13 protein-coding genes are annotated in these 12,764 nt (G+C 61.6%); 3 read left to right on the plus strand and 10 right to left on the minus strand.

What is annotated here, in order from left to right:
• Positions 1-82: 82 nt before the first annotated feature.
• Positions 83-1,630, minus strand: coding sequence for a murein biosynthesis integral membrane protein MurJ (gene murJ / locus KVO92_RS21615; protein WP_217477650.1), 1,548 nt, complete (start codon positions 1,628-1,630; stop codon positions 83-85).
• 217 nt (positions 1,631-1,847) lie between these two features.
• Here murJ and rpsT point away from each other — a divergent pair, with 217 nt between their 5' ends.
• Positions 1,848-2,123 (plus strand): 30S ribosomal protein S20, encoded by a 276-nt coding sequence (gene rpsT, locus KVO92_RS21620; protein WP_217477651.1) that lies wholly within the window; start codon positions 1,848-1,850, stop codon positions 2,121-2,123.
• A gap of 109 nt (positions 2,124-2,232) precedes the next feature.
• Here the strand turns inward: rpsT and KVO92_RS21625 are convergent, their stop codons facing one another.
• The 5 genes from KVO92_RS21625 to rplU form a co-directional block, all read right to left on the minus strand.
• The gene (locus KVO92_RS21625; RefSeq protein WP_217477652.1) at positions 2,233-2,694 is read right to left on the minus strand and encodes a CreA family protein; all 462 of its coding nucleotides are present in this window, start codon (positions 2,692-2,694) and stop codon (positions 2,233-2,235) included.
• An 8-nt stretch (positions 2,695-2,702) separates the two neighbouring features.
• On the minus strand, positions 2,703-3,821 hold the full coding sequence (gene proB / locus KVO92_RS21630; protein WP_217477653.1) for a glutamate 5-kinase: 1,119 nt from the start codon (positions 3,819-3,821) through the stop codon (positions 2,703-2,705).
• Between the two features lie 104 nt (positions 3,822-3,925).
• Complete coding sequence (gene cgtA / locus KVO92_RS21635) at positions 3,926-5,149, minus strand: Obg family GTPase CgtA (protein WP_217477654.1); 1,224 nt, start codon at positions 5,147-5,149, stop codon at positions 3,926-3,928.
• A 163-nt stretch (positions 5,150-5,312) separates the two neighbouring features.
• Positions 5,313-5,570 (minus strand): 50S ribosomal protein L27, encoded by a 258-nt coding sequence (gene rpmA, locus KVO92_RS21640; RefSeq protein ID WP_003281574.1) that lies wholly within the window; start codon positions 5,568-5,570, stop codon positions 5,313-5,315.
• A 35-nt stretch (positions 5,571-5,605) separates the two neighbouring features.
• Positions 5,606-5,917 (minus strand): 50S ribosomal protein L21, encoded by a 312-nt coding sequence (gene rplU, locus KVO92_RS21645; RefSeq protein WP_217477655.1) that lies wholly within the window; start codon positions 5,915-5,917, stop codon positions 5,606-5,608.
• A 248-nt stretch (positions 5,918-6,165) separates the two neighbouring features.
• Between rplU and KVO92_RS21650 the strand changes: the two genes are divergently transcribed.
• Both KVO92_RS21650 and KVO92_RS21655 read left to right on the plus strand, forming a co-directional pair.
• A complete protein-coding gene (locus KVO92_RS21650) occupies positions 6,166-7,134 on the plus strand; it encodes a polyprenyl synthetase family protein (RefSeq protein WP_217477656.1) in 969 nt (322 codons plus the stop codon).
• Between the two features lie 160 nt (positions 7,135-7,294).
• Positions 7,295-7,522 carry a hypothetical protein gene (locus tag KVO92_RS21655; protein ID WP_217477657.1) on the plus strand — a complete coding sequence of 76 codons (228 nt, stop codon included), beginning with the start codon at positions 7,295-7,297 and terminating at the stop codon, positions 7,520-7,522.
• Positions 7,523-7,528: 6 nt separating this feature from the next.
• Here the strand turns inward: KVO92_RS21655 and KVO92_RS21660 are convergent, their stop codons facing one another.
• The 4 genes from KVO92_RS21660 to KVO92_RS21675 all read right to left on the minus strand — a co-directional run bounded on the left by KVO92_RS21660 (position 7,529) and on the right by KVO92_RS21675 (position 12,669).
• Positions 7,529-8,146: an FKBP-type peptidyl-prolyl cis-trans isomerase gene (locus tag KVO92_RS21660; RefSeq protein WP_217477658.1), complete on the minus strand. Its 618-nt coding sequence runs from the start codon at positions 8,144-8,146 to the stop codon at positions 7,529-7,531.
• Between the two features lie 919 nt (positions 8,147-9,065).
• Complete coding sequence (locus tag KVO92_RS21665; protein ID WP_217477659.1) at positions 9,066-9,554, minus strand: TIGR00645 family protein; 489 nt, start codon at positions 9,552-9,554, stop codon at positions 9,066-9,068.
• A gap of 162 nt (positions 9,555-9,716) precedes the next feature.
• Entirely contained in the window at positions 9,717-10,052 is a 336-nt protein-coding gene (locus KVO92_RS21670) for a hypothetical protein (RefSeq protein ID WP_217477660.1), read from the minus strand.
• Positions 10,053-10,224: 172 nt separating this feature from the next.
• Entirely contained in the window at positions 10,225-12,669 is a 2,445-nt protein-coding gene (locus KVO92_RS21675; protein WP_217477661.1) for a Lon protease family protein, read from the minus strand.
• Between the last annotated feature and the right edge of the window lie 95 nt (positions 12,670-12,764).

Raw genomic sequence — 12,764 nt, forward strand, 5'->3', positions numbered from 1 at the left:
CCGCACTTCTTGATTGAAAAGTCGTCGATTATACGCATGACCCGGCAATCACGGACAGGTTTGCCGCCTGCCCCAGCGCTGATCAGTGTCGAAGATGCCGCGGTCGCAAGCCAAGCGCTACCAGCCCTACCGCGAACGCCGCCAGCCCCGCCAGAATCAACAGGCTCAACTGCAGCGCCCGGGTCTGCCAGCTCCAGGCGAACCATTCGGCGGAAGGCACGTTGAGCCACCAGACCGCTCCCACCATGGCCGCACAACCGCCCGCCAGGCGCAGCAGGAACACACCCCAGCCCGGCGCGAACTGAAACACACCGATCCGGTACAGCCCCCAGAACAGCAGCCCCGCATTGAGCATCGACGACAACGATGTCGCCAGCGCCAGCCCGACATGCTGGAGCGGCCAAATCAGTATCAGGTTCATCACCATGTTGGCGATCATGCAGATGATCGCGACCCGCACGGGCGTCTTCAGGTCCTGACGCGCAAAGAAGCCGGGAGCCAGGACCTTGATCAGCATGAATGCCAACACGCCTAGCGAATACGCCTCGAGCGCGTTGGCCGACTGCACCACGGCCTCCTCGGTCATCGCGCCGTAGAAGAACAGACTGGCAATCAGCGGCTCGGCAAGGATGCCCAAAGCGAGCGCCGCGGGAACGCCGACCAGCAAGACCATGCGCAGCGCCCAGTTGAGCGTGCTGGAAAATGCCTGGGGATCATCGCCGGCATGCTGCCGCGACAGGCTTGGCAAGATCACCGTACCGATGGCGATACCGAAGGCGCCCAGGGGCAGCTCCGAGAGGCGATCAGCGTAGTAAAGCCAGGATACGCTACCGGTCTGCAGAAACGAGGCAAGCACAGTATCGAGCAGAAGGTTGATCTGACTCACCGAGACACCGAACAGCGCGGGGACCATCAGCAGCATGATCCGACGCACACCCTCGTCACCGAACCTCACGCGAGGTCGCGGCAAGAGCCCCAGCTTCGCCACATAAGGAAGCTGAAAGGCCAGCTGGGCGAATCCGGCGATGAACACCCCCCAGGCCAGCGCCATGATCGGCTGATCGAAATAAGGCGTCAGGAAGACGGCCGAGGTGATCATGCAGACATTCAACAACACCGGGGTGAAGCCCGGCACTGCAAAATGCCCATAGGTGTTGAGCACGCCCGAGGTGAAGGCCGTAAGCGAGATCAACAACAAATAAGGAAAGGTAATACGCAGCAGCTCGCCGGCCAGCTGCATCTTGGCCGGGTCATCATGGAAACCCGGCGCGAACAGCATCACCACATAAGGCGAGGCCAGCACCCCAAGGGCCGTGATCCCGGTCAGAATCAGCCCGAGCATCCCGGCCGTGCGGTCGACCAGCAACTTGACTTCGGCGAGCGTCCGCTTAGCCCGATATTCCGACAGCACCGGGACGAACGCCTGCGCGAAGGCCCCTTCGGCAAATAGGCGCCGCAGAAAGTTCGGGATCTTGAACGCGATGAAGAAGGCATCGGCCGAAGCACCCGAACCGAAGTAGCTGGCCACCACCATATCGCGTACCATGCCCAGCACCCGGGACAGCAGCGTCATCACGCTGACTACCGCACTGGACCGCAGCAAGCCGCCTTTGCCGGATGTATCGGACATTTGTCTTCCTAGAGTTGCAGCGGGATGATTCCGGCCAGGCACTGGCCGGCGAATTGACGGCCAGTTACGACAGTGAAAGAGGTCGCGAGTTTAGCGACACCCCATCTGTCCGACCAGTGCTTTGAGCCCATCACTCGGGCTTGACAAGACCTCGCCGCATCGGCATGATTCGCGGCCTTATTTGCTTTGTAATCCCACGTTTTCGAGGAGTTCGACGGTGGCCAACAGCCCTTCCGCCAAAAAACGCGCAATTCAGGCTGAGAAGCGTCGCAGCCACAACGCCAGCTTGCGCTCCATGGTTCGCACCTACATCAAGAATGTGGTCAAAGCCATCGACGCAAAAGATCTGGAAAAAGCTCGTACTGCTTACACTGCAGCCGTGCCTGTTATCGACCGCATGGCCGACAAAGGCATCATCCACAAGAACAAAGCCGCTCGTCACAAGAGCCGCCTGAACGGCCACATCAAGGCCCTTGGCGCTGCTGCTGCCTAAGCTGCTCGTTCTTGAAAAAAACCGGCCTTGAGCCGGTTTTTTTTATACCCCCACTCCGCCCGCCACGGTCACGCAAGATCACGCAAGATCACGCACGCAGCGCGCGACCTTATCGCGTCGCAGACCAGGGCAAGATCGGGATGGCAGTCACTGCGTTCTGCGGACTGCCTTCGATAACGCGGTCGCTGTAAACGAGATAGACCAGCGTATTGCGCGCCTCATCAAAGAAGCGCACCACCTGCATGGTCTTGAACACCAGCGAAGTCCGCTCCTTGAACACCACCTCGCCATCCTTGAGCTTGTCGCTCATACGGATCGGACCGACCTGGCGGCAGGCAATCGACGCCTCGGCTCGATCCTCCGCCAACCCAAGCCCACCCTTGATGCCGCCCGTCTTCGCCCTGGATAGGTAGCAGGTAACCCCCTCGACTTTGGGGTCATCGAAAGCCTCCACCACAATCTTGTGGTTCGGCCCCAACCACTTGAAGACCGTATCGACCTCACCCACCTCACGCGCCATGCCAGTCATCGGCACGGCCAGCAGAAGCATCAGCGCCTTAGCCAGTCGCATCGAACCCCTCATACCAGAATCATGTTGTCGCGATGAATGAGCTCAGGCTCGTCGACGTAACCAAGCAGTTTCTCGATCTCGTCAGACGGGTGCCCCAGGATCCGCTGGGTTTCAGCTGCGCTGTAATTCGCCAGGCCACGGGCCACCTCCTGCCCCTCAGGCCCCACACAGACAACCATCTCACCCCGACGGAAACCACCCTGCACGGCCTTGACACCCACCGGCAACAGGCTGCGGTTACCCTGCCTGAGCGCATACACCGCACCCGCATCCAGCGTAACCGAGCCACGGGTCTGCAAATGCCCAGCGAGCCATTGCTTACGCGCCGCATGACGACTGCGCTCGGGCGCCAGCAAGGTACCCAGCTGCTCACCCGTTTTCAGCCGCGCCAGCACCTGCTCGATACGCCCACCAGCAATGACCGTATGCGCACCCGAACGCGCCGCCAGGCGCGCCGCGCGCAACTTGGTTTGCATGCCGCCACGCCCCAGCGCACCACCCGTTGCGCCCGCCACCGCATCCAGCGCAGGATCGTCAGCACGCGCCTCGCTGATCAGGTTGGCACCGGGATTGTTCCGCGGATCCGCATCGAACATACCGTCGCGATCCGTGAGGATCACCAACAGGTCAGCCTCAACCAAGTTTGCGACCAGCGCCGCCAGGGTGTCGTTGTCACCGAAGCGGATCTCATCAGTGACGACGGTGTCGTTCTCATTGATAACCGGCACCACACCCAGATCGATCAATGTTCGCAGCGTACTCCGCGCATTGAGATAGCGCTTGCGATCAGACAGGTCGTCATGGGTCACCAGCACCTGCGCGGTCTGCTGATCGCAGCGGCCGAAACTGGCCTCCCAGGCACGGATGAGCCCCATCTGCCCCACCGCAGCGGCAGCCTGCAGCTCATGCACAGCCTTGGGGCGCACCGTCCAGCCGAGCCGACTCATACCCGCGGCCACCGCACCGGAAGATACCAACACCAGCTCAACGCCAGCCTGACGCAACGCCACCATCTGATCGACCCAGACAGCCATTGCCGCCTGATCGAGACCACGCCCATCAGCGGTCAGCAGCGCACTACCAATCTTCACCACCCAGCGCCGCGCGCCGCTTACCTTGTCCCGCATCGATCCCGCCTTCTATCCAATATCCGGCCAAACCATTCGATGAACTGCGGACGAAGCAGCCCAACGACCTGCCACCCATAGGCACCACTTATGCGAACAAACCTTTAGCGCACGTAGAAGATTTCTGCGCCACCCTCATCGTCATCATCATCATCGTCGAAGTCGTCGTCATCATCCGCATCGACCGCCGCCTTGACGCCAGCACGGCGCAACGCCCTCTGGTCGTCAAGCTCCTGCAGACGCGCACGCGCTTCATCTTCGATCTGCTGATCCAGCTCGGCAAGCGCCTCGGCATAGGCCGGCTCCTCGCTGATGCGCAACGTGCGCTCATCGAGGTAACGCATGATCGCCTGGCTGAGCTCCTCGGTACCCTCGCGCTCCAAGGCAGAAATGACGAAGACCGGCCCGTTCCAATCGAGACGTTCAACTACCCGACGCACGCGCTCGTCGCGATCTTCCTCGAGCAACTGGTCAGCCTTGTTCAGCACCAGCCAACGGTCACGCTGAGCTAGCGCCGGACTGAATTTCTCGAGCTCGTTGAGAATCACCTCTGCCGCATCGGCAGGGTCGCTCTCGTCGAGCGGCGCCATGTCCACCAGGTGCAACAACAAACGTGTACGCGCCAAATGCTTGAGGAAGCGAATCCCCAGACCAGCGCCTTCGGAGGCACCCTCGATCAAGCCGGGGATGTCGGCGATCACGAAGCTCTTGTAGCGCCCAACACTAACCACGCCAAGGTTTGGCACCAGCGTAGTGAACGGGTAATCGGCGACCTTCGGCTTCGCAGCCGACACCGAGCGGATAAAGGTGCTCTTGCCCGCATTGGGCAAGCCCAGCAGACCGACGTCCGCCAACACCTTCAGCTCAAGCTTCAGATCCCGCGCATCGCCTGGCTTGCCCGGCGTCGTCTGCCGCGGCGCGCGATTGGTGCTCGACTTGAAGCGGGTGTTGCCAAGACCGTGCCAGCCACCCTGAGCAACCAGCAGGCGCTGCCCCGCCTTGGTCAGATCCCCGATGACATCCTGGGTGGCGGCATCGATGACCGTGGTACCGACCGGCACCGGCAGGATCAGGTCCTCACCCTTGGCACCGGTGCACTCGGTGCTCCCACCCTTCTGGCCATTCGGCGCATTGAAACGGCGGGTGTAGCGGTAGTCGACCAACGTGTTGAGGTTCTCGTCGGCCTCCAGATAAACGGAGCCTCCATCACCACCATCACCCCCGTTAGGGCCGCCCTTCTCGATGAACTTCTCGCGACGAAAGCTCATCATGCCGTTACCGCCGTCGCCGGCCTTTACAAAAATCGATACTTCATCGACGAATTTCATGGGAACGCCTCCCGCCGCAGGGACGGGCTAGAAAACAGGAACATAAGGGTCTTGCGAAACCCGGCGAAAACTAGAGCAAAGCAGCGTTTTGCAAGAGCCCTATAGAGCATACAGAAACAAAAAAGCCCCGTCGCATGACAGGGCTTTTCCAGCAACGCCGCGATCAGGCCGCGACGACGCTCACGTAGCGACGGCCAAAAGCGCCCTTCACTTCGAACTTGATCACGCCTTCCACTTTCGCGAACAGGGTGTGATCCTTGCCCATGCCAACGCCGTAGCCGGCATGGAACTGGGTGCCGCGCTGACGCACGATGATGTTACCGGCCTTGATGGCCTGGCCGCCGTACATCTTCACGCCAAGACGTTTGGCTTCTGAGTCGCGACCGTTGCGGGTAGAACCGCCAGCTTTTTTGTGTGCCATGAGTTCAATACTCCTGTTAGGGGATTCAGGCCCGATTAGCCCTGAATACCGGTGATTTTGACCTCAGTGAACCACTGACGGTGGCCCTGACGCTTCATGTGGTGCTTACGACGGCGGAATTTGATGATGCTGACCTTGTCATGACGACCTTGGGCGATCACTTCAGCAGTGACCATGGCACCATCGACCACCGGAGCGCCGATCTTGACATCGTCGCCGTTGCCGATCAGCAGAACGCGGTCGAAAGTGACTGCTTCGCCAGTGGCAACTTCGAGTTTTTCAATCTTGAGGAATTCGCCTTCGGCGACCTTGTATTGCTTGCCGCCGGTAACGATAACTGCGTACATCTGTGTATCTCCGTTGATCCTGCTCACCCAGCGCTTAAGTGAAATAGTTGGTGGCTGGCATGGCTGCTTGGGGCCGGAAGGGACGCCCTTGCAATTGCGTAAGGCAGGGAAATGCCCAGGGGGAAAGTTCAGGGTCCGCGATTGTACGCATCCACCCATGCCGGCGCAATAGCCGCCTGGCCTTGCCTTGACAGTGTCTGACCCGCCCCATAGCATGCCGCGCAATCTCCGAGGAGTACTCGTCCCCGATGCAACCCCAGGCCTTTTACCAAGTAGTGGCTGACGATTTTGCCGCCGTTGACGGCATCATTCGCGACCAGCTGACGTCTCGCGTACCGCTGGTGGAAAAGATCGGGGATTACATCACCTCGGCCGGTGGCAAACGCCTGCGCCCCCTTCTTGTGTTGCTCAGCGGCAACGCCCTCGGTCTGCAGGGCGACCAACTACGGCTACTGGCGACCGTCATCGAGTTTCTGCATACCTCGACCCTGCTGCATGACGACGTCGTCGATATGTCGGGCATGCGCCGCGGCCGCTCTACTGCCAACGCCCTCTGGGGTAATGCACCCAGCGTTCTGGTCGGCGACTTTCTATATGCCCGCTCGTTCGAAATGATGGTCGAGCTGGGTTCGATGCCTGTCATGCGCATCATCTCCCAGGCCACCCGCGTCATTGCCGAGGGCGAGGTGTTGCAGCTTTCCAAGGTTCGCGATGCCAGCACTACCGAAGAGGTCTATATGGAGGTCATCCGCGGCAAGACCGCCATGCTCTTCGAGGCCTCCACGCACAGCGCCGCCACCCTGGCAGGCGCCAGCGAGCAGCAACGTGAGGCGCTGCGGACCTTCGGCGACAACCTGGGCACGGCCTTCCAACTAGTCGACGATCTGCTCGACTACCAGGGCGACGCCGAAACGCTGGGCAAAAATGTCGGCGACGACCTGGCCGAAGGCAAGCCGACGCTGCCACTGATCTACACCATGCGTGAAGGCACACCGGAACAAGCGGCACTGGTCCGCAAGGCTATCCAGAAAGGCGGCATCGAAGACCTGGAGAGCATCCGCAGTGCCGTCGAGGCCTCCGGCGCACTGGATTACACCGCCCGCCTGGCACGCGACTATGCCGATCGCGCGATCGCCTGCCTGGAGCTCATTCCGAGCAACCGCTATCGCGACGCCCTGGTGGAACTCAGCCGTTTCGCCGTTGCCCGCACGCACTGAGCCAACCCTTACCGAGGGATGCAGCTGCGCATCCTTCATCCCCCTTGCATCGAACCCTGGAGTAGCCACTCGCCCACCATTGATCGGCGTTGAGAATATTTGCGCTTGTATATTTGCAAATAACAATTATTCTCATTAACGAAATCAACTGGAGGCGAACATGACCTATCTTATCGATGCTTGGCTGGACCGCCCGCAGCCCTACCTGCGAATACTCGATCGTCATACCGGCGCGGTATGCATATCGCTGGAGGGAGCCGCCCTGGATGAACTTCGCGACCAGGGCGACCTGGACCTGCAGGAACTGAGCACCAGCGAACCCTGCGTGCTCAAGGAGCTGGTGCGCAACCTGTTCCTGTACTCCTACGCGCGGGCATTGCGCCCTTAGCAGTGGTTACAGAACGGCCAGCAGCTCGACGTCGAATACCAGCACGCTGTGCGGCGGAATGCTGCCGACGCCCTGGGCACCGTACGCCAGTTCGCTCGGCACGTAGAGCCGCCACTTACTGCCTACGCCCATCAATTGCAGCGCTTCGGTCCAGCCAGCGATGACACCACCGACCGGGAACTCGGCGGGCTGGCCGCGCTGATAGGAGCTGTCGAAGACGGTGCCATCGATCAGGGTGCCGTGATAATGGGTCCGCACCTGGTCGTCGACGCTCGGCTTGGCGCCCTCGCCGGCCGTCAATACTTCGTACTGCAGGCCCGACGCCAGCGTGGTCACGCCATCGCGCTTGGCATTCTCAGCCAGAAACGCCTTGCCCTCGCCTGCTGCAGCTTCCGCCTTGCGCTGCGCCTCAGCCTGCATGCGCTGGCGAATGACCGCAAAGCTGGCGTTCAGATCTTCCGGACTGACCTGGCTGGCCGCTCCGCCAAAGGCGTCACGAATCCCGGCAATCACGGCGTCAAGGCTGATGCCCGGCGGCGGATTCTCGCGCAGTTGATCGCCCAGCTGACGGCCGATGCCATAGCTCACGCGCGTTTCGTCGGTGGATAGGTTGGGATCGGTCATGTCTGGGCTCCGCTGAAAAAAGGGCGCACAGCCTAGCACAGCGATAAACGCTTCGATAAAGCGAGACCGACATGGAGCGATGCAGCCTGACGCCCTGCTACCAAGCGGACCGTAGGCTGATCGGAACCCGCAATGGCTGAAACGCCGCCGGCCAACCTGCACATCTCCTACCGGGCGGCTTCGGTGTGGCGCGACCGGTGTTGGGGCCCCGTAGGCTCGGTCGAGCGGACTGCTTGTGTAGGAGTGGCCTCTGGCCGCGACCTAGGCTTTCCGCGCGGCGGCGGGTCGCAAGCAGAGCTTGCTCCTACAAGGGAGGCTTCGGTGGGGCGCGACCGGTGTTGGGCCCCGCAGGCTCGGTCGAGCGGACCGCTTGTGCAGGAGTGGCCTCTGGCCGCGACCGAGCTTCCGCGCGCGGCGGCGGGTCGCAAGCAGAGCTTGCTCCTACAGAAAGCTTCGGCGTGGCGCGAGCTAAAGCGAACTGGTCACCGCGTAGGCTCGATCGAGCGAACTGCTTGTGTAGGAGTGACGCCTGGCCGCGACCGAGCTTCCGCGCGGCGGCGGGTCGCAAGCAGAGCTTGCTCCTACAGGGGCTTCGGCGTGGCGCGAGCTAAAGCGAACTGGTCACCGCGTAGGCTCGATCGAGCGAACTGCTTGTGTAGGAGTGGCCTCTGGCCGCGATCGAGCTTCCGCGCGCGCGGCGGCGGGTCGCAAGCAGAGCTTGCTCCTACAGGGGAGGCTTCGGTGTGGCGCGACCTGTGTTGGGCCCCGTAGGCTCGGTCGAGCGGACTGCTCGTGTAGGAGTGGCCTCTGGCCGCGACCGAGGCTTTCCGCGCGGCGGCGGGTCGCAAGCAGAGCTTGCGCCTACTGGGGGCTGCCGGTCAAAAGGTGCTGATCACGCAGCGCCCGAACCGCTGGCGCGTCAATGCTTGGTGAGCTTGTCCAGATAGCCCATCGCGAACGCGGAGAACACGAACGTCAGGTGAATGATCACGTACCACATCAGCTGCTCGCTCTCGAGCTGCTGGGCATCCATGAACATGCGCAACAGGTGAATGGACGAAATAGCGACGATCGAGGCCGCGACCTTCATCTTCAGCGAGCCGGAATCCATCTTGCCCAGCCAATCGAGCTTTTCCTTGCCTTCGTCGACGTTGAGTTGCGACACGAAGTTCTCGTAGCCGGACAACATCACCATGACCAGAAGGCCGCCCACCAGCGCCATGTCGATGAGAGAAAGCAATTTGAGGATCAGGTCGCCCTCGCTCAGCGAAAGCACCACAGGAAGAATGTGCCAGATTTCCTGGAAGAACTTGATCGCCAGCGCCAACAGCGCGAACGCCAAGCCAAAGTAGATAGGCGCCAGCAACCAGCGGGCGGCGTACATGCTGTTCTCGATGAAGCGTTCCATCTGTTCTCACTGCGTGGTGGGACTCGGCTGGCGAGTATACGCAGCGCAACAGCGTCTTCAACAACCGCTTGTTGCAATGTATTTAAGGCTGTGGATAAGAATTTCGCGACAAGGCTGGCCGAAACTGCACGCCAGCCTGCGTGCAGCCGCCGAAGCCCTCGATCAGGGCCTGGACTCCCAGCCGCCGAGGTAGCGGGCCTGATTGGCATTGACCTTGCGCAGCTCCGCCTGCATGTGCAGCTGCCAGATCGAAGGAGAATCGGATTCGCCGTAGCCCTGGCCGCAGAGATTGGTGGCAATGGCCTGCAACACCGACTCGGCCTCACGAGGCCCGTGGAATGGCCCCTGCGCCTTGATTGCGGTGGGCTGCCCAGCCTCGAGGCCCGCCGCACAAAGCAAGGTCCAAAGGCCATTACCGCCGGCCAGCGGACGGATCATGCATTCGATACGGGTAACCAGCCCCAAGCATTGACGATTCAGACACAGCGTGTGAGACATGACGGCGATCCTCGCGCTAGGTTGCGCACCGTCATTCGATGCGAATGCGGGGCAGCCTGTTTATCCACAAAACTTGTGGATAACCATGTGGACAGAGAGTGGGAACTCTCCTCCACTGCAGACCCGCCGCCGCTCACATCGTTCCGTCCGTTTATTGCTCGCTCGAGAGGGGCTAGTGTTGCTCGGCGCCCTTCGCGGGTACGGCTGCGGCCTCCGGCGTGGCCGTATCGCCTTTGCCATCATCTTCGAGCTCGATCTCAGCGATGTCACGCAAGCGCTCCACCACTCGCGCGTTGACGCTGCCCTTGGGGAACTGCCCATCCTGGTCTGCTGCGCCTACGGGTTCACCTACCAACAAGGATAGCGCTTCATCCACATGGCGCACGGCATAAATGTGGAAGCGCTCCTGACGCACCGCCTCCAGCACACGCTCATCGAGCATCAGTGTCGTAACGTTGGCGAAGGGAATGATCGCACCCTGCTCGCCCGTCAGACCGCGCGCTTCGCAGAGGCGGAAAAAGCCTTCGATCTTTTCGTTCACACCGCCGACCGCCTGAACCTCACCGAACTGGTTGATCGACCCGGTAATGGCGAAGCACTGCTTGAGCGGGGTTCGCGAGATGGCGGAGATCAGCGCGCAACACTCGCCCAGCGAAGCACTGTCGCCATCGACGTAACCGTAGGATTGTTCCAGCGCGATACTGGCAGAGATTTCCAGCGGGAATTCCTGCGCATAGCGGCTGCCCAGGAAGCCCGTCAGAATCATCACGCCCTTGGAGTGAATCGGCTGGCCGAGATTGACCTCGCGCTCGATATCGACGATCCCCGAGCCGCCCGGGTAAACGGTGGCAGAGATCCGCGCTGGCATGCCGAATGCCGAATCACCGACTTCCAGCACGGTAAGGCCGTTGCACTTGCCGATCGCAGCGCCTTCGCTGTCGATCAGGATGACGCCTGCAAGGATGTCCTCAAGGATGCGTGCCGAGACACGGCCGGTGCGGGTCGCCTTGGCTTTAAGGGCGCGCTCGATATGACCGACGTCGGTGACGTCATCCTTGGCCAGCTGGCGAATGAAGTCCGCCTCGCTGACCAACTGAAACAGATCGCCGATACGCGCCGACAGCCGCCCCTGGTGCTCGGCGAGCCGCGCGCTATAGGTCGCCAGGCGCGCCACCGCAGCCGCGGTCAGCGGCGCCATGCCTTCTTCCGACGTCCGCGTCTTCATCAGCTGCGCGAACTGCTCGAGGCTGTCCTCGGCCAGGGGGATCTCCTCATCGAAATCCACCAGAACCCGAAACATTTCCTGGAAGTCCGGATCGAGGTCCTGCAGCGTGTAGTACAGCTGGCGCGAGCCGATGATTACCACCTTGACGTTGAGCGGGATGACCTCCGGGTTCAGCGTCACCGTCGCCAGACGGCCCAGTTCGGCCAGCGGCGACTCCATTTTCAGGCGCCGCGACTGCAAGGCCCGCTTGAGCGCTTCCCAGACGAAAGGCTCGCTGAGCATCTTTTCGGCTTCGAGCATCAGGAAGCCGCCATTGGCGCGGTGCAGCGCGCCGGGGCGCAGTTGGCGATAACTGGTGTAGAGCGCGCCCTGATCGGTGCTGTATTCGATACGACCGAACAGGTTGTCATAGGTCGGATGCGGTTCGAACACCACCGGTGCCCCGCCATCCAGCGCATGCCCGACCACCAGGCTCGGGCTGTACTGCTCCTCGAGCAGCTGACGGGTCTGGGCGTCCGGACGGTTTTCATCCACCAGCTGCTCGACCACTGTCTTCAGCAGGTTGACCTGAACCGCCTGCAGATAGGCCTCGACCCCGGCGTTCTCGGCGTACTTGTCCGAGAGCGGTGCCAGCAGCGGCTGCAACGCCTGGCTGATGGTTTCGTCGTTGAGCTGTCGCAGCTGATTGCTCGACTCACGCTTCCACAGCGGCAGGCTGGCCAGCCCTTCGTTGAGGCTTACCTCCAGCGCCGAGATATCCTCGTGGTAGCGCTCGCGCTCGGCTTCCGGCAGTTGGGCGAACTCCGCTTCGTCCATCGACTTGCCGTCTTTCATCGGCGTGAAGGCGATGTTGCTGCTGTCGCGGTACAACGCAATGTCCTTTTCCAGCGCCAGCTTCTCGATGACGTCCAGCGCCTTGTCGTAGCGCTGGTTGAACGCACGGTCGATGGCACTTTTCTTCTGCTGGAAGCTGGGGTGTTCGAACACGGCCGGGAAGGTCGCCATCAGATTGTCGATCAGCTGACCGATGTCCGCGATGAATTCCGCGGCGCCGCCCTGCGGCAGCTCCACCACGCGCGGTTCGCGCGGCTCGTCGAAGTTGTTCACATAAACCCAATCCGACGGCGTAGCCAGGCGCTTGCCTTCGGCTTTCAGGTAACGCCGCACAAACGAGAAGCGCCCGGTACCCGGCTCGCCCATCACATAAACGTTATAACCGGGGCGTGGCATCGCCACACCGAATTGCAGCGCCTCTACGGCGCGCTCCTGGCCGAGCACACCGAGAAAAGGCTCCAGTTCGTCAGTGGTCTTGAAATCGAATTGACTGGGTTCGAAGGGACGGGTCAGCGCTTCGGGCGCCAGGCGCAAGCCGGCAGCGACGGTTTCGGGCATTGGGGATCCTTGCTGAGGTGGCCACGGGGCCACGAGTGATGCCGCCATTCTGGCGTTGCCCATGCCAGCCTGCAAGATTCAGGACGCGCCCCCGA

The organism is Stutzerimonas stutzeri (assembly GCF_019090095.1).
GTDB lineage: Bacteria > Pseudomonadota > Gammaproteobacteria > Pseudomonadales > Pseudomonadaceae > Stutzerimonas > Stutzerimonas stutzeri_AN.

Excerpts from the sequence above, each read along its gene's own strand:
- murJ (WP_217477650.1), bottom strand. The coding sequence starts at position 1,630 with ATGTCCGATACATCCGGCAAAGGCGGCTTGCTGCGGTCCAGTGCGGTA.
- KVO92_RS21625 (WP_217477652.1), bottom strand. The coding sequence starts at position 2,694 with ATGCGACTGGCTAAGGCGCTGATGCTTCTGCTGGCCGTGCCGATGACT.
- proB (WP_217477653.1), bottom strand. The coding sequence starts at position 3,821 with ATGCGGGACAAGGTAAGCGGCGCGCGGCGCTGGGTGGTGAAGATTGGT.
- cgtA (WP_217477654.1), bottom strand. The coding sequence starts at position 5,149 with ATGAAATTCGTCGATGAAGTATCGATTTTTGTAAAGGCCGGCGACGGC.
- rpmA (WP_003281574.1), bottom strand. The coding sequence starts at position 5,570 with ATGGCACACAAAAAAGCTGGCGGTTCTACCCGCAACGGTCGCGACTCA.
- rplU (WP_217477655.1), bottom strand. The coding sequence starts at position 5,917 with ATGTACGCAGTTATCGTTACCGGCGGCAAGCAATACAAGGTCGCCGAA.
- KVO92_RS21650 (WP_217477656.1), top strand. The coding sequence starts at position 6,166 with ATGCAACCCCAGGCCTTTTACCAAGTAGTGGCTGACGATTTTGCCGCC.
- KVO92_RS21655 (WP_217477657.1), top strand. The coding sequence starts at position 7,295 with ATGACCTATCTTATCGATGCTTGGCTGGACCGCCCGCAGCCCTACCTG.
- KVO92_RS21660 (WP_217477658.1), bottom strand. The coding sequence starts at position 8,146 with ATGACCGATCCCAACCTATCCACCGACGAAACGCGCGTGAGCTATGGC.
- KVO92_RS21665 (WP_217477659.1), bottom strand. The coding sequence starts at position 9,554 with ATGGAACGCTTCATCGAGAACAGCATGTACGCCGCCCGCTGGTTGCTG.
- KVO92_RS21670 (WP_217477660.1), bottom strand. The coding sequence starts at position 10,052 with ATGTCTCACACGCTGTGTCTGAATCGTCAATGCTTGGGGCTGGTTACC.
- KVO92_RS21675 (WP_217477661.1), bottom strand. The coding sequence starts at position 12,669 with ATGCCCGAAACCGTCGCTGCCGGCTTGCGCCTGGCGCCCGAAGCGCTG.